Source organism: Nocardia sp. IFM 10818, from assembly GCF_054655275.1.
The window spans coordinates 2,266,924-2,289,957 of the sequence record NZ_BAAHJH010000001.1; the positions used below are offsets into that span (position 1 = coordinate 2,266,924).

27 protein-coding genes are annotated in these 23,034 nt (G+C 68.4%); 15 read left to right on the forward strand and 12 right to left on the reverse strand.

Annotation, left to right across the window (positions count from 1 at the left end):
* The first annotated feature begins 168 nt into the window (after window positions 1-168).
* Complete coding sequence (locus tag ACYQ5L_RS10180; protein WP_459957120.1) at window positions 169-621, forward strand: MoaF-related domain-containing protein; 453 nt, start codon at window positions 169-171, stop codon at window positions 619-621.
* Between the two features lie 124 nt (window positions 622-745).
* Entirely contained in the window at window positions 746-1,519 is a 774-nt protein-coding gene (locus tag ACYQ5L_RS10185; protein ID WP_459963387.1) for an NUDIX hydrolase, read from the forward strand.
* A gap of 25 nt (window positions 1,520-1,544) precedes the next feature.
* Here the strand turns inward: ACYQ5L_RS10185 and aroQ are convergent, their stop codons facing one another.
* Entirely contained in the window at window positions 1,545-2,123 is a 579-nt protein-coding gene (aroQ, locus tag ACYQ5L_RS10190) for a gamma subclass chorismate mutase AroQ (RefSeq protein WP_459957121.1), read from the reverse strand.
* Between the two features lie 206 nt (window positions 2,124-2,329).
* Here aroQ and ACYQ5L_RS10195 point away from each other — a divergent pair, with 206 nt between their 5' ends.
* The 3 genes from ACYQ5L_RS10195 to ACYQ5L_RS10205 are packed head-to-tail and all read left to right on the forward strand — an operon-like array spanning window position 2,330 to window position 5,606.
* The gene (locus ACYQ5L_RS10195; RefSeq protein ID WP_459957122.1) at window positions 2,330-3,097 is read left to right on the forward strand and encodes an enoyl-CoA hydratase-related protein; all 768 of its coding nucleotides are present in this window, start codon (window positions 2,330-2,332) and stop codon (window positions 3,095-3,097) included.
* 48 nt (window positions 3,098-3,145) lie between these two features.
* A complete protein-coding gene (locus ACYQ5L_RS10200; RefSeq protein ID WP_459957123.1) occupies window positions 3,146-4,123 on the forward strand; it encodes a class I SAM-dependent methyltransferase in 978 nt (325 codons plus the stop codon).
* A gap of 19 nt (window positions 4,124-4,142) precedes the next feature.
* Window positions 4,143-5,606, forward strand: a complete 1,464-nt coding sequence (locus ACYQ5L_RS10205; RefSeq protein ID WP_459957124.1) for a THUMP-like domain-containing protein — start codon at window positions 4,143-4,145, stop codon at window positions 5,604-5,606.
* Window positions 5,607-5,633: 27 nt separating this feature from the next.
* Here the strand turns inward: ACYQ5L_RS10205 and ACYQ5L_RS10210 are convergent, their stop codons facing one another.
* Window positions 5,634-6,104 (reverse strand): MarR family winged helix-turn-helix transcriptional regulator, encoded by a 471-nt coding sequence (locus ACYQ5L_RS10210; RefSeq protein WP_459957125.1) that lies wholly within the window; start codon window positions 6,102-6,104, stop codon window positions 5,634-5,636.
* Between the two features lie 71 nt (window positions 6,105-6,175).
* Between ACYQ5L_RS10210 and ACYQ5L_RS10215 the strand changes: the two genes are divergently transcribed.
* Window positions 6,176-6,619: a hypothetical protein gene (locus ACYQ5L_RS10215; RefSeq protein WP_459957126.1), complete on the forward strand. Its 444-nt coding sequence runs from the start codon at window positions 6,176-6,178 to the stop codon at window positions 6,617-6,619.
* A gap of 1 nt (window position 6,620) precedes the next feature.
* Here the strand turns inward: ACYQ5L_RS10215 and ACYQ5L_RS10220 are convergent, their stop codons facing one another.
* Window positions 6,621-7,172: an RBBP9/YdeN family alpha/beta hydrolase gene (locus ACYQ5L_RS10220; RefSeq protein ID WP_459957127.1), complete on the reverse strand. Its 552-nt coding sequence runs from the start codon at window positions 7,170-7,172 to the stop codon at window positions 6,621-6,623.
* Window positions 7,173-7,278: 106 nt separating this feature from the next.
* Window positions 7,279-8,289, reverse strand: a complete 1,011-nt coding sequence (locus tag ACYQ5L_RS10225) for an SMP-30/gluconolactonase/LRE family protein (RefSeq protein WP_459957128.1) — start codon at window positions 8,287-8,289, stop codon at window positions 7,279-7,281.
* A 128-nt stretch (window positions 8,290-8,417) separates the two neighbouring features.
* Here ACYQ5L_RS10225 and ACYQ5L_RS10230 point away from each other — a divergent pair, with 128 nt between their 5' ends.
* Window positions 8,418-8,852 carry a MarR family winged helix-turn-helix transcriptional regulator gene (locus ACYQ5L_RS10230; RefSeq protein ID WP_459963388.1) on the forward strand — a complete coding sequence of 145 codons (435 nt, stop codon included), beginning with the start codon at window positions 8,418-8,420 and terminating at the stop codon, window positions 8,850-8,852.
* A gap of 566 nt (window positions 8,853-9,418) precedes the next feature.
* Here ACYQ5L_RS10230 and ACYQ5L_RS10235 read toward each other — a convergent pair.
* On the reverse strand, window positions 9,419-10,750 hold the full coding sequence (locus ACYQ5L_RS10235; RefSeq protein ID WP_459957129.1) for an outer membrane protein assembly factor BamB family protein: 1,332 nt from the start codon (window positions 10,748-10,750) through the stop codon (window positions 9,419-9,421).
* Between the two features lie 151 nt (window positions 10,751-10,901).
* Between ACYQ5L_RS10235 and ACYQ5L_RS10240 the strand changes: the two genes are divergently transcribed.
* From ACYQ5L_RS10240 to ACYQ5L_RS10250, 3 genes are all read left to right on the forward strand, one after another.
* On the forward strand, window positions 10,902-11,639 hold the full coding sequence (locus ACYQ5L_RS10240; RefSeq protein WP_459963389.1) for an acyltransferase: 738 nt from the start codon (window positions 10,902-10,904) through the stop codon (window positions 11,637-11,639).
* 32 nt (window positions 11,640-11,671) lie between these two features.
* On the forward strand, window positions 11,672-12,214 hold the full coding sequence (locus tag ACYQ5L_RS10245) for a DUF1697 domain-containing protein (RefSeq protein ID WP_459957130.1): 543 nt from the start codon (window positions 11,672-11,674) through the stop codon (window positions 12,212-12,214).
* Window positions 12,215-12,383: 169 nt separating this feature from the next.
* Window positions 12,384-12,794 carry a hypothetical protein gene (locus ACYQ5L_RS10250; RefSeq protein ID WP_459957131.1) on the forward strand — a complete coding sequence of 137 codons (411 nt, stop codon included), beginning with the start codon at window positions 12,384-12,386 and terminating at the stop codon, window positions 12,792-12,794.
* A gap of 68 nt (window positions 12,795-12,862) precedes the next feature.
* Here the strand turns inward: ACYQ5L_RS10250 and ACYQ5L_RS10255 are convergent, their stop codons facing one another.
* From ACYQ5L_RS10255 to ACYQ5L_RS10270, 4 genes are all read right to left on the reverse strand, one after another.
* Window positions 12,863-13,759 (reverse strand): RpnC/YadD family protein, encoded by an 897-nt coding sequence (locus tag ACYQ5L_RS10255; RefSeq protein ID WP_459957132.1) that lies wholly within the window; start codon window positions 13,757-13,759, stop codon window positions 12,863-12,865.
* A 103-nt stretch (window positions 13,760-13,862) separates the two neighbouring features.
* The gene (locus ACYQ5L_RS10260; RefSeq protein ID WP_459957133.1) at window positions 13,863-15,125 is read right to left on the reverse strand and encodes a glycosyltransferase family 4 protein; all 1,263 of its coding nucleotides are present in this window, start codon (window positions 15,123-15,125) and stop codon (window positions 13,863-13,865) included.
* A complete protein-coding gene (locus ACYQ5L_RS10265; RefSeq protein ID WP_459957134.1) occupies window positions 15,125-16,678 on the reverse strand; it encodes a 1,4-alpha-glucan branching protein domain-containing protein in 1,554 nt (517 codons plus the stop codon). The genes ACYQ5L_RS10260 and ACYQ5L_RS10265 overlap by 1 nt, the downstream gene beginning before the upstream one ends.
* Window positions 16,675-17,457, reverse strand: a complete 783-nt coding sequence (locus ACYQ5L_RS10270; protein ID WP_459957135.1) for a class I SAM-dependent methyltransferase — start codon at window positions 17,455-17,457, stop codon at window positions 16,675-16,677. The genes ACYQ5L_RS10265 and ACYQ5L_RS10270 overlap by 4 nt, the downstream gene beginning before the upstream one ends.
* 191 nt (window positions 17,458-17,648) lie before the next feature.
* Between ACYQ5L_RS10270 and ACYQ5L_RS10275 the strand changes: the two genes are divergently transcribed.
* Window positions 17,649-18,434, forward strand: a complete 786-nt coding sequence (locus tag ACYQ5L_RS10275; RefSeq protein ID WP_459957136.1) for an electron transfer flavoprotein subunit beta/FixA family protein — start codon at window positions 17,649-17,651, stop codon at window positions 18,432-18,434.
* 36 nt (window positions 18,435-18,470) lie between these two features.
* Window positions 18,471-19,430, forward strand: coding sequence for an electron transfer flavoprotein subunit alpha/FixB family protein (locus tag ACYQ5L_RS10280; RefSeq protein WP_459957137.1), 960 nt, complete (start codon window positions 18,471-18,473; stop codon window positions 19,428-19,430).
* Between the two features lie 78 nt (window positions 19,431-19,508).
* Here ACYQ5L_RS10280 and ACYQ5L_RS10285 read toward each other — a convergent pair whose 3' ends face one another.
* Entirely contained in the window at window positions 19,509-19,826 is a 318-nt protein-coding gene (locus ACYQ5L_RS10285; RefSeq protein WP_459957138.1) for a hypothetical protein, read from the reverse strand.
* A gap of 82 nt (window positions 19,827-19,908) precedes the next feature.
* A complete protein-coding gene (locus tag ACYQ5L_RS10290; RefSeq protein WP_459957139.1) occupies window positions 19,909-20,331 on the reverse strand; it encodes a nuclear transport factor 2 family protein in 423 nt (140 codons plus the stop codon).
* Between the two features lie 86 nt (window positions 20,332-20,417).
* On the opposite strand from ACYQ5L_RS10290, the gene ACYQ5L_RS10295 reads away from it, so the two are divergent.
* From ACYQ5L_RS10295 to ACYQ5L_RS10305, 3 genes are all read left to right on the forward strand, one after another.
* Entirely contained in the window at window positions 20,418-21,002 is a 585-nt protein-coding gene (locus tag ACYQ5L_RS10295) for a TetR/AcrR family transcriptional regulator (RefSeq protein ID WP_459957140.1), read from the forward strand.
* Window positions 21,003-21,151: 149 nt separating this feature from the next.
* Entirely contained in the window at window positions 21,152-21,550 is a 399-nt protein-coding gene (locus ACYQ5L_RS10300; RefSeq protein ID WP_459957141.1) for a hypothetical protein, read from the forward strand.
* A 13-nt stretch (window positions 21,551-21,563) separates the two neighbouring features.
* Window positions 21,564-22,502 carry an aminoglycoside phosphotransferase family protein gene (locus ACYQ5L_RS10305; protein ID WP_459957142.1) on the forward strand — a complete coding sequence of 313 codons (939 nt, stop codon included), beginning with the start codon at window positions 21,564-21,566 and terminating at the stop codon, window positions 22,500-22,502.
* 47 nt (window positions 22,503-22,549) lie between these two features.
* Here ACYQ5L_RS10305 and ACYQ5L_RS10310 read toward each other — a convergent pair whose 3' ends face one another.
* Window positions 22,550-22,990, reverse strand: coding sequence for a DUF1707 domain-containing protein (locus ACYQ5L_RS10310; protein ID WP_459957143.1), 441 nt, complete (start codon window positions 22,988-22,990; stop codon window positions 22,550-22,552).
* Between the last annotated feature and the right edge of the window lie 44 nt (window positions 22,991-23,034).

A 23,034-nucleotide genomic window follows, 5' to 3' on the forward strand; every position in this document is an offset into this window, starting at 1 on the left:
GCGCTGCCATTGCATCCCCCTCCCACAACGGGCAAACTGTCCGCAACATGACCGGATTCGCTGTGAACTGGTCTGCCGAGTCGATCGCCGCTGCGTAGCCAATTCTCGGCGAACGCTCGGCGCGGGGCGGTGGCACGGGTGGGGCCGCCGCGGACGGAGGGAGCAGGAGTGGGCCGGACCATCGCTGCGGTGGCGCTCGTGGCCATCGCGTTCGCCGCAGCCGGGTGCGTCGCCGATCCACCGGCGCCGCAAAAGGTTTCGGCGATCCAATCCGCCGAGGGGCTGGGCCCCGCCGCGGTGCCGTCGGATCTGCACGGCAAGACCGTGCAATTGCGCTACGACAGTGGTTCCGGTGGCACCGTGACCTTCGCCGGGGACGGCCGCACGCTGACCTACGTCGCCGCCGACAGCGGCCGCAGGACCGTGGCGCCGGTCGCCATCGAGCATCTGGAAACCGGTGTGTTCCTGGTGACCTGGGCCGATGCGGGCAGCGGCGATGTGTTCAGCCAGGTGCAGGACTATCGCACCGGCATGCTCACCGGCACCCGATCACATCGCGGCGACCCGTCCGGCGCCTTCACCATCGAGCCGCGCACCGGCTCGGTCCACCTCACCGACTGAGCCCCGGAACCGAACCAGGTTCTGTCGCGGTGACCTAGCAACCGTTAGGGTGCGGAGTGTGAGTGAGACCGTAGCCCCGACCGACTCTCAGCCCGCCGCGCCCGTCAAGGACGCGTCCACCGTGATGCTGGTGCGCGACGGCGCACGCGGCCCCGAGGTGTTCCTGCAGCGTCGCGTGAGCGCCATGGCCTTCGCCGCGGGCATGACGGTCTTCCCCGGCGGCGGCGTGGACCCCTCCGACGCCTCCGCCCACCTCGACTGGGCCGGGCCCGAACCCGCCTGGTGGGCCGAGCGTTTCGGCACCGACGCCCCTCGCGCCCAGGCCCTGGTCTGCGCCGCCGTCCGCGAGACCTTCGAGGAATGCGGCGTCCTGCTCGCCGGCCCCACCGCCGACACCGTCGTCTCCGATACCAGCGTCTACGCCGCGGCCCGCGCCCGCCTGGAACGCCGCGATCTCACCTTCGCCGATTTCCTCACGCAGGAGAACCTCGTCCTGCGCGCCGACCTGCTCCGCCCCTGGGACAACTGGATCACCCCCGAGGTCGAACCCCGTCGCTACGACACCCGCTTCTTCGTGGCCGTCCTCCCGGAAGGGCAGCACGCCGACGACGCCACCTCCGAGGCCGAGGTCGTCACCTGGTGCACCCCCGCCGAAGCCATCACCCGCTGGAAGAACGGCCTCGACGTCCTCCTCCCGCCCACCTGGACCCAACTGGTGGCCCTCGCCGAATTCCCCTCCACCGCCGCCATTCTCGCGGCCAGCCCCGCCATCACCCCCATCATGCCGGTCTACGACCCCACCGCCCCCAAGGCCGCCCTGGCCTTCCCCCACGCCGACCGCTACTTCGCCGACCTCCCCGACAACACCCGCCTGCGCGGTTCGCAGCGCCCGGAGTAGTCCCGGCGAAGGCCGTGCGCCCGGCTCACCGCTCGCAGAGCGGGGCGGCCGCGCGCACCAGCGCCGCCTGATGCAGCGGGTCGCTGTGCCGTTCGCTCACGGTGTCCAGCACGCTGCCCGCCAGCCGCGCCGCGCAGTCCGGAGCGTCCAATTCGGCTCGCTTACCGGCCAATTCGTCGATGATCTCGCCATTGACCCGGTCGATCACCGGGCGTACGGCGGTGAGGTCCACGGTGGGGGCGGGCGCGGATGCCACACCGTTGCTCCACAGCGTGACCAGACCTCGCTGCACCAGCTTGTTGGCCTCGATCTGGCCTTGGAAGACCTGCCGGACCCAGGCGTCGGGCAGGTCCCGCTGGGCGCCCAGTCGCGCCATCGCGTCGTAGATGACGGCCTCGCGGGCGGGATCGTCGATGACGGGCCGGGTGCCCTCGCGTTCGGCGGCCGCCCATTTCACGGCCGCGACGGTGTCGGCGGTCTCCAGCCGCTCGGCCAGCAGGGCGACCAGCCGATCCAATGACCCGGTGTCCTGCGCCGCGGCCGTGGCGGCGGTGCCGGTTCCGAGCTGGCCGGTCAGCACGGCGATCGTCGATACGGCTGCCATGGCCAGACCTCGCATCACATATACCTTCCTCTTCGCTGCACGACTTGTGCGCCGCTCCGATTCTGATCGCGCGCCATAAGAGTTTGCTGAAAGGAGGCTGACATGCACGTGATGGTGCGTGACCGCCGCGGCGCAAGCCGCTCGGCGCATGCCCCGGGGCGCAGGCGGCGCGGATCGGGCCGCGGCGCGGCAGTAGGGTGTCGGCTGTGGCCGAGTTTGTGACCGTGGACCGGGGTGTGGCGGAGGGCGTTGCCGTTCTCCGGATCGCCCGCCCGCCGATGAATCTGATCGATCTGCAGGTGGCGCTGGAGGTTTCCGCCGCCGCGGCGGAGATCGCGGGGGATGCCGGGGTTTCGGCGGTCATCGTGTACGGGGATGAGCGGGTGTTCTCGGCCGGCGACGAGATGGCCGAGCTGGCGAGGTTCACGCCCGAGCAGGCGGAGGCGGTCGTCGCCGATTTTCAGGCCGCGTTGAGTTGCCTGGCCCGGTTGCCGCAGCCGACGGTGGCGGCGATCAGCGGGTATGCGCTGGGTGCCGGGCTGGAGCTGGCCCTGGCCGCGGACCGGCGGATCATCGGGGACAACGTCAAGCTCGGGCTGCCGCAGATCAAGGCGGGGCTGATTCCGCTGGCGGGGATCCGGCGGCTGAGCCTGCTGGTCGGGCCGTCCAAGGCCAAGGATCTGGTTTACAGCGGGCGGTTCGTGGATCCGGAGGAAGCCGAGAAGATCGGCCTGGTCGACGAGGTCGTGGCGCCCGACGATGTGTTCGCCGCGGCGCTGCGGTGGGCCGGGCAGTTCCAGGGCGCGCCGGGCCTCGCATTGGGCGCCGCCAAGCGGGTGTTCGAGGCGGGCACGCACGGGCACGACCGGGCGCGCAAGGAGTGGGCCGGGCTGTTCGGCAGCGCGGATCAGCAGGTTGGAACACGTTCCTATTTGCTGGACGGGCCCGGGTCGGCCCGATTCACGCGCGGATAACCGGGCCGATACACGGGCTCACCGGGGCGTTCATTAGGCTGCCCTGTTATGACTGCTCGTCCTGAAGACCCCGCGCCGAACCCGCACGCCACCGAGGCGGAGGTCCAGGCCGCGTATTCCGATAACAAGCTCGCGCAGGTCCTCTACCACGACTGGGAGGCGGAGACCTACGACGAGAAGTGGTCCATCTCCTATGACGAGCGCTGCATCGAATACGCGCGCGGCCGTTTCGACGCCGTGGTCCCCGACGCGCCGCTGCCCTACGAGCGGGCCCTCGAACTCGGTTGCGGCACCGGCTTCTTCCTGCTGAACCTCATGCAGGGCGGGGTGGCCAAGTCCGGTTCGGTGACCGACCTGTCCCCGGGCATGGTCAAGGTCGCCACCCGCAATGGCCAGAACCTCGGCCTGGACGTCGACGGCCGCGTCGCCGACGCCGAGACCATCCCCTACGAGGACGACACCTTCGACCTGGTCGTCGGCCACGCCGTGCTGCACCACATCCCGGATGTGGAACTGGCCCTCAAGGAATGCCTGCGCGTGCTCAAGCCCGGCGGCCGTTTCGTCTTCGCCGGCGAGCCGACCACCATCGGCAACTTCTACGCCCGCAAGCTCGGCCAGGTCACCTGGAAGATCACCACCGAGGTCACCAAGCTCCCGTTCCTGAGCGACTGGCGCCGCCCGCAGGCCGAACTGGACGAGTCCTCCCGCGCGGCCGCCCTCGAGGCCGTCGTCGACCTGCACACCTTCGACCCCTCCGACCTGGAGCGCATGGCGACCAGCGCCGGCGCGGTCGACGTGCTGGCCAAGACCGAGGAATTCGCCGCCGCCCTGTGGGGCTGGCCGGTCCGCACCTTCGAGGCGGCCGTGCCGGAGTCCAAGCTCACCTGGCGCTACCGCATGGCCCAGTACAAGGCCTGGCTGGGCCTGTCCAAGCTGGACGAGAAGGTGCTCCGCCACATCGTCCCCCGCCAGTTCTTCTACAACGTCATGATCACCGGCGTGAAGCCCGGCGCCTCCGCCAAGTAACCGGCGCCGGCGAAATCCCTTGGGCTACGCCTTCACTCGCGACGATGTCGCCTATCTCGGCAGCGCGGCCGGCCTGGCTGCGCTGACCGGGGCCGACCGCCTCGACCTCACCCCGAAGTCGCTGCTGCGCGACCTCGAACAGCTCCGCCGCACCCACGGCGACCGCGCCGCCGTCCTGGTCGAAACCATCCGCCTGCGCCGCCGCGCCACCGCCAAACTCCCCGAGTCGGGGGAGTGGCTCTTCACCGACGACGCCCTCCAGCAGGCCACCCCCACCGCGGTGGCCCGCCATCGCGCCGCCCGCCTGGCCGGCCGCACCGTCCACGACGTGACTTGCTCGATCGGCGCGGAATTGGCTGAACTCGCCCGCGTCTGCCCCGCCGTCATCGGTAGCGACCTCGATGAGGTGCGCCTCGCCATGGCCGCCCACAATCTCGCTGCGGCGCTTGCGAATCCATACCGGAACCCCGGCGCGGGAGTGCCCTCGGCCGCGGATTCCGACGCAGGAGCTCTCCCCTCCGCCGACTCGGATTCCGGCGTCCGAGATGATCTCCCCGCCGGTTCGGATTCCGGCGGGGGTGGACTGCCGGCCGCCGGTTCGAACTCCGGCGCGGAAGGACTGCTCGCCGCAGACGCCGGCTCCGGTGCGCGCGTCGTCGGCGGGAGCGTGATCTCGGGGACGGGCGCATCCGTGCGGGCCGCCGTGGTGGGTTCGAACGCTGTTGCGCAGCGTCCCCGAAACGCGCGAAATGTGGTGCTGGTCAAGGCGGACGCGCTGGCGCCGAGCAGTAATGCCGAGGTGGTCATCGCGGATCCGGCGCGGCGGGCGGACGGTAAGCGCACGCATGATCCGGCGAAGCTGCAACCTCCGCTGCCGGATCTGCTGGAGGCGTATGCCGGTCGCGATCTTGTCGTGAAGTGCGCTCCCGGACTGGATTTCGACAAGCTCGGCTGGGCGGGCGAGGTCGAGGTGGTGTCGTTGGACGGTGCGGTGCGGGAGGCATGTTTGTGGTCGCCCGGTCTGGCGGAATCCGGTGTCACGCGGCGAGCGACAGTGCTTTCGTCGAGCGGCGAGTCCTGGAGCCTCACCGATGCGGAGGCGGATGACATTCCCGAGCGTGAGCCGGGGGAGTGGATCGTCGACCCGGATGGGGCGGTCGTGCGGGCGGGCCTGGTGCGCCATTACGCCGCGAAACACGGTCTGTGGCAACTGGATCCCCGCATCGCATACCTGACCGGCGATAGCGTGCCGGAGGGCGTGCGCGGGTTCCACATTCTCGATCGGATGGACTTCCGGGAGAAGCCGCTACGGGCCGAATTGCATCGCCGCGATTGTGGTCCGCTCGAAATCCTCACGCGCGGTGTCGATATCGACCCCGATGCGCTGCGGGCCAAGTTGAAACCTCGTGGCAAGCAACCTTATACGCTGGTCGTCACGCGCATCGGCCGCACTGCCACGGTATTCATCTGCGCCACCCCGTAACTGGCGTCGGTCGTCCCGGGGTCGGCGTCAGTCTTCGGGCGCGGCGACCGTTGCCTGGAAATCCGCGACGAATCTGGTGAGCAGCCGGGCGAATTCGTCGCGTTCGGAGTCCGTCCAGTCCGCGGTGGCGCGGGCGAAGACCGCTTGCCGCGCGCTGTGTGCGCGTTCGAGGGCTGTTTGCGCCTTACGGGACAGGTGGAGCAGCACGCGACGTGCGTCGGCCTGATCGGCACGCCGTTCCAGCAGCCCGTCCGAGACCGCGCGTGCCACCAAGCGGCTGGCGCGGGGCTGGTCGACTCCGAGTGTGTTCGCGATATCGGTGACCGTGGCCTCCCCGTCGCGCGCTTCGACGGCGTCGAGCACCCCGAACACGGTCGGGTCCATGGCGGGTTCCTCGCTGAACGCGCCGAGCCGGCTCAGGCTGCGTCGGGTCTGGCTGCGTCGGATCGTCACCATCGCCCGCTCGATGGCAGCCGTCGCGGGATCGTTCTCCGTCACCCTTGTCATTCTACAACTGGTTGTTAAAATACAAGTACATGTAATTTGACATGTTTATGAGGAGGAGGATCATGACCACCGCACACGTACCCGGCAAACCCCTCGGCTACTACCTCCGTCACATCGACCGGATGCTGGAGGAGAACTTCGCCGCCCTGCTCGCCGACCACGGCCTGGTCCGCCGCTCCTGGCAGGTCATCAATACGATCTCCGCCGGCCCGGTGACCCTGGCCGAATTGGATCGCGCCCACGCGCATTTCCTGGATGACGCGGAACCCATCGTCGTCCCGCACGTGACCGCTCTGGTCGACCGCGGTGTGGTTGCCGTCGACGCCGCCGGCAACCACACTCTCACTTCGCACGGCCGCGGTGTCCACGCCGCCGTGGCCCAGCTCATCGACGCCGAACGCGCCGCGGCCATCGACGGTCTCGGCGCGGACGGCTACCGCGAGCTGATCGGCATGCTGCAGCGGATCGCGGACAACCTGGATGCCGTTGCCCGCGAACGCAACTGACTCACGGCAGTACTTCCCCCACCAAGGCGACCGCCTCGTGCAGCTCCCGCCGGTCCTGCAGGCGGCTGAAGTGAATGCCGTCCGGCGTGACGACGGCCTTGGCTCCGAGGTTCGCGGCGAACAACCGCACGTGCTCGAGCGGATCCGGCGTCAGCACCGGATCGTCGATGGCGACCAGCACCCGGAACTGCTCGGCGGCCTTGCGAATCCGCTCCCAATCGAAGCCGCCCTCGAAGAACCCGGCCAGCTGGTCGTAGCCGACCTCGTGCGCCATCGACGCCACCAGGACGAGGCCCGCGAAGGGCGCGCCCTCGTGCCGCTCCAGCAGACGCAGCAGGTTCACGCCGCCGAGGCTGTGGCCGACCAGTACGGTGTCGGCCGGATCGGAGATCTCCGCGGTGACCGCCCGCAGCCACGGTTCGGGTTGCGGCGCTTCGGGATCCGGCATCTGCGGCACTCGCACCTCGTGGTCGCCCAGGGCGGCGGCCAGATGGCCGTACCACGCCTGGTCCGGGCTGCTGGCGAATTCGTGCGAGACGACGATGGTGCTCAAACTGCTACTCCAAACGATTCGAGGTATTGCCCCTGATCGAACCCGCCGTCCGCGCAGTCGATTCCCGCTGTCCGCTCACAGCGAATCCTTGCCGGATTCGTCACGGTCAGATCCCCTCGACCGTGACCACCCGGAACGGATTGCTCGGCGTGCCGTCGCCCATGGGCCCGCCGCGGTCGAATTGCGAGACCACCACGAGGACGCGATCGCCGCTGTGCGCCATGGTCGTCGGAATGCGCAGCGCCTCATCGGTGACGCGCTGCCGGAGTTCGGCGGTCGCGCCGTCTGCGCTGAGCTGCCAGCGGCTGATGGCGTTGTCCTTGTTGTGCACGGCCCAGAGGGTGTCGCCGCGCAGTTCGAGACCGTCGCCGTTGATCACGTTGCCGCCCTTCAGATCGACCTTGGTGATCGCGGGCTGCGGCTGCACCGCGATCCGGTAGAGGTCGCCGGAGGCCATGTCGACGGTGAGCAGGTAGCGCCCGGACTCGTCGGCCACGATGCCGTTGAGGACATAGCTGCCCGGCGCGCTGGGGCCGATCGCCGCGGTCAGATCCGCATAGACGGGCAGGTTTCCGCGCCCGCCGTTCGTCATGGCATCCGCGAGCTGTTCGGGGCCGACGCGGTAGATCACCGGCCGGACGCTGTCGGTGAGGTAGGCGCTGCCGTCCGGTGTGATGGCGAGATCGTTGATGAACGGCTTGTCCGCCTGTGGTGCGTCGAAGCGAGCCACGAGGTTGCGAGTCCCGGTGTCGTACACCGCGACTCCGGCGGTGTGGTCGGTGACCCAGAGCCGCCCGGCGCTGTCGACGCGCAGGCCGTTGGCCGTCATCCGCCCGTCCGTACCGGAGGGAAGGAAGATCTCGGCCCTGCTGCCGCCCGCCGTGGCGCGGTAGATCGCGCCGGTGGTCCAGGAGCCGACGTAGACGTCCCCGGTGCGTGAATCCACCGCGATCCCTTCGGGATACGCGCGCTCCTCGGGCAGTTCGAAAGCGGTGCCGATACGCGCGGCCGGGGCCGGATCACTCGGCGCCGCGGGCTCCGCGCCGGTGGAGCAGGCCGCCAGCGTCAGCATCAGAGCCGCGGGCAGGGCGCTGCGGAGTCGGGTCGAACGGGACATGGGTGTGCCTTCCGGTGCAGATCAGTAGGGGTATCACCTAAGTGCGACATCGAACATAGATTAGAGTTCTAATGATAGTCAATGTTCGAACAATCGGAAGAGTCGAATACCATGCACAAGTGACGTCGATGCCCACCGCCGAACGCCTCGGGGCGTACCTCAAGCGCGCCGAACAGGCCCTGCAAGCGGCCAAACTCGCCGCCGTCAAACCCGCGGGCGTGACGGTCCCGCAGTACGCGGCCCTCCTCGTGCTGAGCGAGAACCCCGGCATCTCAGCCGCCGAACTGGCCCGTCAATGCTGCGTCACCCCGCCCACCATGAACACCGTCCTCGCCAACCTGCGCGACCGCGGCCTCATCGAACGCACCCCCCACGCCTGGCACCGCAACGTCCTCGAAACCCGCCTCACCGAACAAGGCGCCGCCGTCCTCCGCGACGCCGACAACCGCGCCGTCCCCGTCGAGCGCGCCCTGGCCGCCGAATTCACCGACAAGGAACGAGAAGCCCTGAAAGACATGCTCGAACGAGCCATAACCCTCCTGGACTCCGTCCGCCCCGAATAACCGCACCCAGCCTCTGCGGGGGCCAGGGAGCAGCCGTGTCGGCCGCGGGGCTTCCGCGTGTCAGTCCCACGAGTCCACCCGCCCGCAAGCTGCGCCCGGGGAAGAGCTTCAGGGCGCAAGTCCGATAGAGGCCCGACGGCCTGGAGGTCGCGCCCGAGGATAGATCTCAGGGGCGCGCGAGTCCCATGGAATCCCAAAGATCCGAAAGTCGTCTCCGTGGACGGGGTTTCAGGGGCGCGAGTCCCATGAAGTCCCGACGATCCGGAAGCCGCGCCCGGGGAATGGGTTTCAGGGGCGCGAGTCCCAAGGAGTCCCGACGGTCCGGAAGCCGCGCCCGGGGAATGGGTTTCAGGGGCGCGAGTCCCAAGGAGTCCCGACGGTCCGGAAGCCGCGCCCGGGGAATGGGTTTCAGGGGCGCGAGTCCCAAGGAGTCCCGACGGTCCGGAAGCCGCGCCCGGGGAATGGGTTTCAGGGGCGCGAGTCCCAAGGAGTCCCGACGGTCCGGAAGCCGCGCCCGGGGGTGGGGTTTCAGGGGCGTCAGCCCCTGAGAGTCCCGAGAGTTGGGTTTACTTCTCCGGCTTGTAGACGAAGATCTCCCCGATGCGGGTGGTCACCACGACCTCGCCCTTCGCGCCGATGGAGGTGCCCACGGTCGTGCCTTCCGCCCCGGGCATGTCATCGGAGTCGACGGTCGCACCCGTCTTGGTGTCGAAGGTGACCAGGGTGAGGTGCTCGCCGATCGGGGCGACGGTGTACCCGGTACCCCCGGCGGTCTGCACCGGCTTGCCGCGTAGCGCCAGATCCTTGCGCTCCCAGGCGATCTGGGCGCTGTCCCCATTGTCCCGGATGGCCAGCAGATGCCCCTCGTCCCCGGCGGGCACGAGCAGCCCGTCCTGGGCCGAGATCGCGCCCCGCGCCGGGAATCCCAGATCGTGCACCCACTTGGTGCGCCCATCGGAGGTGTCGACGGCCATGAGCCGATCGGCGTTGTCGCCCACGTACACCGTGGACCCGTCCGGCGAGAGCGTCGGGCTGGTGGCGCTGCCGCCGGTCAGCATTTCCGCGCTCCACTCGGTGCGGATCTGTTTGCCGTCGTAGCTGAGCGCCATCAGATCGGCCGTGCCGACGCCCGGCCGCCACACCGTGGCGTAGAACCGCCCGGTCTGCTGATCCACCGCGGACACATTCGCGACCGGGCACTGCGGCCCGCCGGTCGCGCAGTCCTCGATGCCCTGCCCGTCCGGCGGCCGGTTCAGGCCCGGGTTCTCCAGGAAGTCCGGCTCGCCGAGCAACTGGAAGGTGGGCACCTGCCGGTCCCCGGTCTGCCGGCTGAGCACGTCGACCTGCCCGGACTGGGTCACCGACAGCACATTGCCGTCCCCGGTGAACTGCACCGAGATCGGCACGCCCGCCACGGGTGTGCGCCAGCGCGGCTGCCCGAGCAGATTGAACGAGTACACGCCGCCGTCGTCGCCGACATACACATTGGTGCTGCCGTCCACGGCCGCGCCCGCGTCGACGGCGCTGGGCCCCATGGCATTGCAGAACCGCTTGCGCCCGGTCTGCATGAGGAAGGAGAAGATCTGGCACGAGGGCGTGCGCGTGGTGACGAACATCTGCCCCTCCGGCCCGACCGTCACCGGCGCGCCCACGGGCCCGCCCACGGGACGCTGCCAGCTCAGCGACAGGTTCCGCGATCCGGTCACCGGAGTGGAACCGCTGTTGCGCGCATCGTGGAAGGCGAGCGGCCAGCCCGCGCCATTGCCGACCTTGATGTCGTCGACCGTGGTGCTGCCGCACGCGGTGAGCGTCAGCAATCCGGCGGCCGCAGCTGCCAGTGTGCGACCGATCCGCGGTCCGTGCTGGTCACGTCCGGTGTGCCGCCTGCCGCTTCGCACCTGCTGGTGTCCCTTCTGCCAGTACGATTCTCTGGTTAGCTCTCGGGGGGCTGATGCAGCCGGAGCACAGCCTACTTTCGAGTCCCGGGAAGGGGACCGATACCCTCGTCTAAACGGTCCTGGGAACAGTAGGAGCAAGTTCGTGACGAGCATGTGGGGCGCGCCGTTGCGCTCGCGTTGGGCCGGATCGCGGCGCCGGGATCCGGAGCAGGCGCGCTTTCTGACCGTGGCATCGCTCAAATGGGTGCTCGCCAACCGCGCCTACACCCCCTGGTACCTGGTGCGCTATTACCGGCTGTGGAAATTCAAGATGGCCAACCCGCACATCGTGTTGCGCGGCATGGTCTTCCTGGGCCGCAATGTCGAAATCCACGCCACCCCCGAACTGGCGCGCATGGAGATCGGTAAATGGGTGCACATCGGTGACGGCAATGCGCTGCGCTGCCACGAGGGTTCGCTGCGCATCGGCGACAAGGTGGTGTTCGGCAAGGACAATGTCGTCAATACCTACATCGATATCGAGATCGGCGAGTCGACCCTGGTGGCCGACTGGTGCTACATCTGCGATTTCGACCATGTCACCGATGACATCACCATGCCCATCAAGGACCAGGGCATCGTCAAGAGCCCCGTCCGCATCGGCCCCGACACCTGGATCGCCGCCAAGGTCACCGTGCTGCGCAGCACCCGCGTCGGCCGCGGTTGCGTCCTCGGCGCCCACGCCGTCGTCAAGGGCGACTACCCCGACTACAGCATTGCCGTCGGCGCCCCCGCCCGAGTGGTCAAGAACCGCAAGGACGCCTGGGACGCCGCCGCCGACAAGCGCGCCGAATACCTTGCCGCCCTGGCCGATATCGAACGCAAGAAGAACGGCGTAGCCGCCTCCTGAGCAGTGTCACCCGCGCTCGCTAAGGTCGCCCCATGACCGGATACGCCGCCTTCCTGCGCGGGATCATGCCCACCAACCCGAACATGCGCAACGAAAAACTGCGCGGCGTCTTCGAGGGCCTCGGCTTCGGCAAGGTCAGCACCCTGCTCACCAGCGGCAATGTCATCTTCCACACCGGCGAATCCGATATTCCCGCCCTGGAATCCCGCATCCAGCAAGCGTTGAATGCCGAGCTGGGCATCCCCGGCGGCACATTGGTCCGCAACCGCGCCCAACTCCAATCCCTCGTCGACGCCGACTGGTTCCCCGGCCTCACCCACAGCCGCGAAACCTATCTGACCGTCACCTTCCTCAAAGACGCCACCGCCGGCCTCCCCGACCCGGCCGCCGCGAGCACCGACCTGGCCCGCGTCCTCGGCTACGACGAGACCGCCGCCGCCGTCCTCTCGGTCATCGACAACAGCGACCCGAAAACCCCCTCCTTCATGGCCTGGCTGGAAAAGACGCACGGCAAGGACATCACCACCCGCACCTACCTCACCGTCCAGAAGGCACTGAAGAAGATCGACTCCTGAGCGTTTCCGGACCGTGCTTCCCCGCACCCGGCCGCCCCGGCTGATCTCGCCCGAACCCGGGCTGTCCCTTCGAACAGTGATGGAGGACGATGGACGTGCGGTGCGCTGAGCGCCGCGATCTCTGATTGTGTCCGGTGATCCGTTTCCTTACCCAGGAGGACGAAGATCCATGCTGACCATTCGGAACCATCAACGCTCCACCTCCCTGGCGGCCGCCCTCGCCGCACTGGCCGCAGCCGCCATCGCCACCGCCGCCCCCGCCCTCGCCGCCAACAGCATCGACGTCACCGGTGTCGGTCCCGCGAACGTAGGCGTCGACTACAGCTGCGACGCCTCGGCCGGAGTAGCCGCCATCAAGGTCATGGTCGGCGCCCCCGACGCCGAGAGCCCCTCCGCCACCGGCGCGGACAATGCCGTCATCTGCGACGGCACTCCCCAGTCGGCCGTAGTCACGGTCGCCGGCGTCACCGGCGATCCGGCACCACTGTCGAAAGGCCAAACAGTCCAGGTCCGAGTCGCCCTGGTCGACCACGCCGACACCGTCGTCTCCGGCCAGAACAAAGTGGTCTCCCTCGGTTAGCAGCTGAGAAACCGAATGACCCCCGCCAAATGTGGCAGGGGCATTCAGGCGCACTCAGCGCGAAGGGTTCAGCTCTCGTCCGTGAACAGGTCGTCGGCAGAGTCGACCGAGACCGCCTTGTCCAGCCAAGCCAGTAGGCGTTCGGAATCAGTGCAGGACATTATCTGGTCACGCATATCACGGGGCACTGCCAATCCGCGACGATCGAGCATGCGAAGCACAGCCTCCGCGAGGCCCTCGGCTCGACCTTCGGCACGGCCCTGGGAGCGGGCTTCGGCACGCATACGTTGTGAGGTTTCGGAGCGGAAGAATGAGAGGTCCACGGTCATCAACTGCCTCCAGATTTGTCCGGCCCGGCTTTTGCCCAAACCCAGTTCGGTGAGTTCAGCGAAGATCAGGGCGTCGTCTTCGTCGATGGTCTGCAATGCGGTGGCCAGCGTTTTCAGTATGTCATTGATGCCGGGGTCATTGGCATGGGTGATTGCTGACAGCGTGGCCAAAGGGATGTCGTCTACTGCGGTGCGCAAGTCGGTGATCGGCTGCACATTGTGTGGCCCGAGGACCAGTGGGCGAACGATGAGACTTGTCCACTGACGAGGGCCGATGTGGAACGGTCCGGCCGCCCAAGCGGCAGTGGCCGTGTCCTGGCAGATGACCAGTAGGACCGGGTGCAGGTCGTATTTCGCGTGAACGTGTGCGAGGTAGTAGGCCCAGGCGCTGAACTTCCGCTTGTCGTCTCGTCCTTGAGCCTCGACCAGGAGGAGGAAAGGTCCTTCGGCGGTGTCGATGCGTAGCAAGGTGTCGACGCGCCGTTCCAGGGGTTCGATCTCGGTGAGATCGTTCGGCAGCAAAGCGACTGAACGTGGTTCTGGAAAAGGGAGATTCAGCGCTGTGAAAGCGCGGCCGAAGACCTCGGGGTGGCTTTGGAAGAGCCGGTGCATCGCCTCGTGCTGAGAGCTGACCATGGGGCGAAGGTATCGCCGTGGATCGAGCATGTGTTCGATCCACGGCGAGATGGTCCGGGCTGTCCCGATTCGTTCGGGAGGCCAGCGGTTCGATGCCGGGCGGTCAGTACGGCTGGTTCGGGTCTCGTTCGGGGAGCGGGCGTTCCACGATGGCGGGGCGGCCCAGGGGGTTGCGGACCTTGCGTTTGGCGGACTGGTAGACGAGGGCGGTTTCCTGGGCGACCACGTCCCAGGCGAAGTCGGCGGTGAGGCGTTCGCGGGCGGCCCAGGAGCGATCCTGCGCGGCGGCCGGGTCGTCCAGGACCGAGTTCACCGCGTCGACAAGGCCGTTGACGTCGGCGGGTTCGAAGGAGGCGCCGGTGACACCGTCGGTGACCAGGTCGCCGAGACCGCCCGCGGTGGAGGTGACCAGGGGGGTGCCGGCGGCGGCGGCCTCCAGGGCGACGATGCCGAAGGGCTCGTAGCGGCTGGGCAGGACGATGGCGTCGGCGCCGTGCAGCCAGCCGAGCAGGTCCGTGTGGTCCAGGCGGCCGACGAAATTCACGGCGCGGGCCACGCGGTGGGCGCGGGCGCGCTCACGCAGCCAATCGAATTGGGTGCCGATGCCCGCCACTGTCAGCGTCGTTCCGGGGTGGGCTCTGCGGATGCGCGGGAGGGCGGCGATCGCGTCCTGGATGCCCTTCTCGTATTCCAGGCGGCCGACATAGAGCAGCCGGGGCGGACCCGAGCGTGGGGCGCGTTCGCGGAAGGTCCACGCGCCCACGTCGATTCCATTGCGGATGACCGTGACCGGCACCCGCTCGGGGCTGTAGAGGCGCTCGACTTCGTCCTTCATCGACTCCGAACACGTGATGAGGGCGTCGGATTCGTGGGCCAGCCACCATTCCACCGAGTGCACCTGACGGTTGACGCGGCCGGAGACCCAGCCGCTGTGCCGGCCGGCCTCGGTGGCGTGGATGGTGGAAACCAAAGGGACGTCGTAGAACTCGGCCAGCGCGATGGCGGGATGAGCGACCAGCCAGTCGTGGGCGTGCACCACGTCCGGAATCCAGCCCTCGCCGATGCCGCCCTTCTGCAGCGCCATGCCGGCGCGCACCATGGCGTGCCCCATGGCCAGCGTCCACGCCAGCATGTCCTCGCCGAAGTCGAAGCACGGCGGGTCCTCGGCGACCGCCACGACGAGCACGCCGTCCTCGACGAACGAATGCGTCGGGTGCGTGCTCGCGTCGGTGCCCATGGGGCGGCGGGCCAGCACGACCACTTCGTGCCCGGCGGCGGCCAGCTCGGTGGCCAGGTGATGGACGTGGCGGCCCAGCCCGCCGACAACGACGGGTGGGTACTCCCACGACACCATCAAGATCTTCATTAGGGTCCTTCTGCCACAGAGCCGAGACGGCGCGCATCGAGCGCTGGGAACAGTCCGTCGGCCGCGTACCATCCTGCGGCAAGCTGCCCCGCTTTGGCCAGTTGACCGGCGGCGACGGCGGCGGCGATTTCGCGCACCGCATGCGCGTGCTGATGGGCCCGGTCCCGGGCGTAACCGGCCGCGGAATCCTTGGACACCATGAACGCCCAGTCGCTGGACACGGTCAGGATGGCCTCGCGCAGCAGCTGATCGGCCACCGGATTGCGCAGCCCGCCCAGTCCGGAACCCGGCACCTCGGAACCGGTCTCGACGCGCATCTTGTCGAGGGTGTCCAGCGCCAGCCGCACGATGTCGGCATTGAGTTCGACCAGATCGGCGACCTGATCCCCGGCCCACACCCGCCAGTCCTTGCCCGAACCCCAGGAGGAGTCGCTGAGCTGCACCGATTCCCCGACATAGCCATGGGCCCGCGCATCGGCGAGGGTGCCGACGGTAATGCCCGCCTCGGGCAGCGCGCGCAGCACCTGCTCCAGCCACTGCGGCCCCTCGTGCCACCAGTGCCCGAACAATTCGGTATCGAAGGCGGCCACCACGAGCGCGGGCCGCCCGATGCGCTCGGACTCGGAGATCAGCCGTTCCCGCACGGTCTGCACGAAATCGGCGACATCGCGCCGCACGGCCTCGGCGGCGAGCGCGGGATCGTAGGGAGCCTTGTCCGGGCCCGCGACCGTCTTGCCGGTCACCCGGGACGGTTTGAGGCCGGTGGCGTGATCGTAGTGATGGAAATCACGATAGGCGGCCTGACCCGGGTAGCCGGATTTCGGCGACCAGACGCGGTAGCTGACGTGCAGATCGCGACCGAAGGCCACCACATCCGAATCCCACACGGGTCGCCCGAGGGTGGTGTCCCCGCGCAGCGCGGGACCGTCGACCATGAAGTGGGTCACCCCGGCGGCGGCGTACCCCTGCTCCATTCCCGGCGTGAATCCGCATTCCGGAGCCCAGATTCCGGTGGGCGTATGCCCCCACCGCTGCCGCGCGTCGGCCAGGCCCTCGCTCAATTCGAATGCGCGCAGCCGCGAATCCAGCAGTGGCTGGAACGGATGCGCGAGCGGCCCGCCCAGCAATTCGATGGCCTCGGCATCGATGAGCTGCCGCCACACCGGCGAGGCTCCGTGCCGCCAGCGTGTCTCGAAATCCTCGAGGGCTTCGTTCGCGAGCCGGTGTTCGTGGCTGCCCAGCGCGGTATTGCCCGCCATGGACGCCTCGTCCGCCCGCAGCCGCCAGTTGCCCAGCCAGTGATGCATCCCGGACAAACTGTGCGGATCATCCAGCTGCGCCGCCAGCACCGGCGTGATGCCCAGGCTCAGCAGATGCGAACGCCCCTCGGCCGCAAGGTTTCTCAGCACCTTCGCGACGGGCAGATAGGACGCCGCCCACGACTGGTACAGCCATTCCTCACCCACCGGCCAGCGCCCGTGATGCGCCAGCCACGGCAGGTGCGAATGCAGCACCAGCGTGAACTGCCCTGGAACGGAACCTTTTTCGTTCACGGCTTCACCGCAATGGCCACCAGATCGAGGCTGGCGTCGATCTCGGCCTCGGAATCGGCGAGCAGCTCGAAGTCATCGGTCGCGACCGCGGCCACATCCGCGGCCAGTTCGGCCGGCCACGGCTCGCCCGCCACGGCCCGCTCGATCTGCGCGTCGATGATCGACCCGCCCCACTTCTCGTCCAGCGCGCGCAGCGCGGAACCGTGGAACACGCCCGCCATCAACTCGACCCGGAAACCGGCCTCGACGCACAGCTCGGTCAGCTCCGCGGCATTGAGCTCGCGGGTGTGGAAGGGATTGAGCGGCGTATCGCGCCCCGGCGAAAAGGTGATCCGGTTGGGCGTGCTGATCAGCAGCGTCCCGCCCGGCCGCAGCACCCGCAGCACCTCGCGCATGAATTGCGCCTGATCCCAAAGATGCTCGATGACTTGGAAATTCACCACCACATCGACGGACTCGTCGTCGAGCGGCAGCTCGGCCAGATTCCCCTGCACCATCTCCACCCGCGGGTACTTGGCCCGCACGTGCGCCACCGCGCTGTCGTCGTAATCGAGCCCGATCACGCGCTCGGCGACATCGGCGATCATATTGGCGCCGTAGCCTTCTCCGCTGCCGGCCTCCAGCACGATCTTGCCCTCGCACCGCTGTAGCAGTCGCACGTAGGCGATCTCGTGGCGGCGGAACCAGTAGTTCTCCTCGGCGATACCGGGCACCGTCCGTTCACCGGTCAAAGGCAGGGGATCGGTGGGGGTTTCGGTGGGTATCACGGCCTCGCTCATCCGTCCGACGTTAGCGGTTGCCCATATCACAGCCGCAGCCGGATCTGGTGATGCAGAACATCACAGCCTAAGTTACCCATGAGTAACTTAACGTAGGGTAATCTCCCCGACGAGCTACTTGTGGACGTACGGCCAGCCGATCGTGCGACCGCCACACCCGTGCCATCAGAACAGGAGGTCGACGAAGACCAATGCCGAACATCGTCGTACTGATCAAGCAGGTTCCTGACACCTGGTCCGAGCGCAAGCTGACCAGCGGTGACTACACCCTCGACCGCGAGGCCGCCGACGCGATCCTCGATGAGATCAACGAGCGCGCCGTCGAGGAAGCGCTGCTGATCAAGGAGGCGCAGGGCGGCGAGGTCACCGTGCTGGCCATGGGTCCCGAGCGTGCCACCGAGGCCATCCGCAAGGCGCTGTCCATGGGCGCCGACAAGGCCATCCACGTCAAGGATGACGCCATCCACGGCTCCGACGCCGTGCAGACCGCCTACGTGCTGGCCGCCGCGCTCGGCCAGATCGAGGGCGTGGAACTGGTCATCGCCGGCAACGAGGCCACCGACGGCCGCGCCGGCGCCGTGCCGGCCATCATCGCCGAGTACCTGGGCCTGCCGCAGCTGACCCACCTGCGCAAGCTGACCGTGGACGGCGACCGCATCGCCGGCGAGCGCGAGACCGACGAAGGCGTGTTCAAGCTGGAGGCCTCCCTCCCGGCCATCGTCTCGGTCACCGAGAAGATCAACGAACCGCGCTTCCCCTCCTTCAAGGGCATCATGGCCGCGAAGAAGAAGGAAGTTCAGACCTTCACCCTGGCCGATCTGGGCGTGGATCCCGAGACCGTTGGCGTGGCCAACGCGGGCACCCAGGTCACCGGTGTGACCCCGAAGCCGGCGCGCACGGCGGGCGAGAAGATCGTCGACGAGGGCGAGGGCGGTCAGCAGATCGCCACCTACCTGGTCGGACAGAAGATCATCTAAAGCCCCCCGAGCCCAACGAACTTCAGGAGAAAGACAATGGCAGAAGTACTCGTGCTCGTGGAGCACGCCGAAGGTGCGCCCAAGAAGGTCACCACCGAACTGATCACCGCCGCCCGCACCCTGGGCACCCCGGCCGCCGTCGTGGTCGCCGCCCCGGGCACCGCGGACAAGCTGGGCGACGCTCTGGCCGCCGCCGGCGCCGAGAAGATCTACGTCGCCGAGTCCGATGACGCCGAGGGCTTCCTGGTGACCCCGAAGGTCGACGTCCTCGCCGGCCTGTCCGAGACCGCCGCCCCGGCCGCGATCCTGGTCGCCGCCACCGCCGAGGGCAAGGAGGTGTCGGGCCGTCTCGCCGCCCGCATCGGCTCCGGCCTGCTGGTCGACGCCATCGCCATCAATGGCGACGGCTCGGTGCAGCACTCCATCTTCGGTGGCGCGTTCACCGTCGATGCCAAGGCCACCGGCGATGTCCCGGTCATCTCGGTGCGCCCGGGCGCCATCGAGGCCGCCCCGGCCGCCGGCGCCGGCGAGAAGGTCGCCGTCGAGATCCCCGCCCAGGAAGAGGGCGTCGTCAAGGTCGTCTCCCGCGAGCCGATCGTCGGCGGCGACCGTCCGGAGCTCACCGAGGCCGCGATCGTGGTCTCCGGTGGCCGTGGCGTGGGTTCGGCCGAGAACTTCGGCAAGGTCGTCGAGCCGCTGGCCGACGCCCTCGGCGCCGCCGTCGGCGCGTCCCGCGCCGCCGTCGACTCCGGCTACTACCCGGGCCAGTTCCAGGTCGGCCAGACCGGTAAGACGGTCTCCCCGCAGCTGTACATCGCCCTGGGCATCTCCGGCGCCATCCAGCACCGCGCCGGCATGCAGACCTCGAAGACCATCGTGGCCGTCAACAAGGACGAAGAGGCCCCGATCTTCGAGATCAGCGACTACGGCATCGTCGGCGACCTGTTCAATGTCGCCCCGCAGCTGACCGAGGCGGTCAAGGCCCACAAGGGCTGAAACCCTTCGCGCTGAGCGCAATCGAAACAGCCCCCGGTCGGAAACGCCCGGGGGCTGTTTCGCGTCGTCGTGCCGTTCCTACGCTTGGATGACCTCGACGTGCACCAGTGCGCCCAGCGAGTCGCAGCTGGCCCAGGACTGGTTCTGCCCGTAGTGAATAGGGCCGTACTTCCAGTAGGTGAACGGGATGGGCCACGCGACGCAGGTGAGCTTCACCTGATGCCAGGCCGGCAGCTCGCAAGTGGACATGCCGCCGGTGTTGAAGATGTTGTAGACGTGACAGTTGGCCTGCCAGACCGGTACATCGGCCTGGGCCACACCCCCACCAGCAAACATAGCGCCCGCAGCTGCGGTGACAACCGCCGCGCCGGCCGCAAGCCGCTTTGCAGATAGCATTCCGACCTCCTGAGTAGGTGTTGTCTGGAACACATCGCGTACGGATCGCGCCCGTTACTTTCCAGCATCCCCCCGCTCGGGCTCAGGCCAGTTCGTAGCGGGCGGTGGGCGCGGGTCGGTCCTCCTTCGTTGTGCGGGTGAGGCAGTGGGCGCTGCGCATTCGGCCGTCGGGGGTGAAGTGGCCGAAGAAGCACACTTCGATGGACAGGTCTTGGCCGCGTTGGTTGACGTGGAGGGTGTAGTGGGCCGACAGGCGGTCGCCGTCGGACATGGCGGTGTGGACTTGCATGTGGGCGGTGGGGCGGTTCTTGCGGACCGGGCGGGTGTGGGCGATGAGTTTGGCTCGGTCGATGCGGTGGCCGTCGGCGAATTGGACGATGTCGGGGGTGTGGAAGCGGTCGACGATGGTCGCGGGGGCGTCGTCGGTGTTGAGGAGCTGGTCGTTGAAGTCGGCGTAGAAGTCGGCGATGAAGCGGGCCGGGTCGGCGTCGGTGAACGTGGGCATCAAACCTCCTGGGAGGGAAGGCGGCTCGTTTATGTCTGACAAGTTGTAAGATATAGAGTTGTGGGAACTCTGACAAGGTGTAAGAAATGAGTGCGTCGCGGGTGCGGAAACGCCGGGCGGACGCCGATCGCAGTCAGGCGGCGATTCTGGATGCGGCGGCGCGGATTCTGGATGCGCAGCCCGAGGCCAGCGTGGAGGCCATTGCCGAAGCCGCCGGGGTGACCCGGCAGACCGTGTACGCGCATTTCCCGTCGCGGGAACGGCTGCTGCTGGCGGTGCTCGACCGGCTCACCGAACGGACGGCCGCCGCGATGGACGCCGCCGAGCCCGATTCCGGTCCGGCGATCGAGGCGCTGCTGCGCATGCTCGATGCGGCCGCGGCGGAGGCGGGCCGGTATCCGGCTCTGCTGCAACGGATCAACGCCCTGCCGGTGAGCACGCAGGACGACCGGGAACGGCACACCTCGATTGCCGACCGGATCGCGCAGGTGATCCAGCGGGGGCGGGCGGCCGGGGAATTCGACGACGGCCTCCCGATCGATTGGCTGGTCGCCGTCACCATCCGGCTCGCCCACTCGGCGAGCGAAGAGCGGGACAGCGGGCGCATGTCCGCGGCCGCGGCCGGACGGGCCTTGCGCACCAGCGTGGTGCGGTTGCTCGAGGCTCGGTGACCGCGTACCCGGTCGTGAGAACTCGGCCCACGCCGATCGTCAGCGCCCGACTCGATTCTCCTCGCGTGGCACAGGTCCGGGCGCATAGAGTGACCTGCGGCCGGAAATGGCCGGGGGCCGGCCGAAGCAGAGATCGAGACGTGATGTCAATGAATCCCGAACTGGCGGAGGTGGTTGCCGCCCTGCACTGGGACCTCGCGGAATGGCTGGGCTCCGATGCGCTGCCGAAGGTGTTCGACCGGATTTCCGGCGCTTTGGACGAGGAGTTCACCTCGGTGGTGACGACCGGGCAGGCGGTGGATCGGGAGACGCTGCTGCGGGGTTTGTGGTCGGCCCGGAACCTGCAGCCGGGCTTGGAAATCGAGGTGCGTGATATCCGGGAGCTGGCGCGCAGCGGCAATCTCATCGTGGTGCGCTTCGTCGCGGAGAACATGCTCGCCGAGACCCGCACCAGCCGTACCGTGACCGCGGTCCTGGTCACCGATGGCCGGACCTGTCAGTGGCGGACGGTGCACGAGACCGCCGCACCCGCCGAAGGCGCCGGATGACATGCTAGGGGGCATGACACTGCTGCCCGTGGACGTCGCCGAGAACATCAGAGATATCTTCGAGGAGCGGGGTGAGCGGTGGCTCGCGGATCTGCCGCGCGTGATCGAAGAGCGGTGTGCGGCATGGGGTCTGGAAGTGACCGGCGCCGCCTTCGGGGGCGGGACGCACTCGTATGTGGCCCCGGTGCGGCGTGCGGACGGCTCGGTCGCGGTGCTGAAGATTCCGGTGGTGGATCCGGAGAACATCGGCGAGGCGGCGGGCCTGTTCGCCTATCGGGGTGACGGCGCGGTCCGGTTGTACGAATTCGATTCCGCCACCGGCGCGATGCTGCTGGAATGGGCGCGGCCCGGCACGCCGCTGCTCGAGCAGCCGGGTTTCCCCAGCCTGGAGGGCCGCCCGGAGCACATCGACAAGATCGAGCAGGCCTGCCGCCTGTACCGGCGGCTGCGGCGCGAGCCCCTCGACATTCCCGGGGACTATCCGGCCCTGCCCCCGGCCGCCGACATGGTGGCGGAGTGGACTCGCTTGTTCATCGATCCGGAACCCGAGCTCGCGCAGGTGATTCCGGCCCCGCTGCTCGGGCAGGCCGCGCAGTGGTGCGACAAGCTCACCGTGCCCGACGGCCCGCTGCTGGTGGTCAACCGCGACACCCATCTGGGCAATATCGTTGCGGCGGAGCGGGAACCGTGGCTGCTCATCGATCCCAAGGCGTATCTGGGCGAGGCCGCCTTCGACGCCGGATTCCTCATCATGATCCAGGTGCAGAGCGATCCGACGCCCGAACATGCTCGCGCGGTGGTGGAGCGCACCGCCGCCGCCCTGGAGGTGAATGCCGAGCGCGCCCGCGGCTGGGCCTTCATGCGCGCCATGGAGGAAATCGTCTGGGCGCTGGAAGACGAAGAGCCGGAGGATCTTCGCCTGCATCTGGCCGTGGCGACGGCGCTGGCCTGACCGGTCGGCGCCCCCTGGGTTCCCTGCGGTCTGGTGCCCCAGGTTCCCTACGGTCGGTGCCCGTGCTTCTCGCGCGCCTTCTCGACCCGTTTGTCGTCCCCGTCCACGACCATGCCGATGGTGGTGGGGATGAGCAGCGCGAGACCCCAGGGCACCGCCACCCAGAACGGCCAGAAATAGCCGAGCCCGGTGGCCAGCCAGATCAGCACCATGAGGGCGTTGACGAAAACCCACGGGATCCACATGATCGTGATCCACTGCGGCACCCGCCCCTTGGACTTCCCGGCGGGCTGCGCCCGCTGGGTCCGTTGCGCCGGTAGGTCGGACAGTATCGGGGACAGCTCGCCGTATGTCTTGGCCGAGTAGACCTGCTGCAGTCGTTCATCGAATTCGTGCAGGCTGAGCCTGCCCTCGTTCATGGCCAGCTGCAGCCGGTTGACGATCTGCTGGCGGTCGGCGTCGGAGGCCCGCATGTGCTCCTGGCTCACGAATGCCAGAGTAGGTGTGTCGCGGCCCGCGCGCCGCACCAATT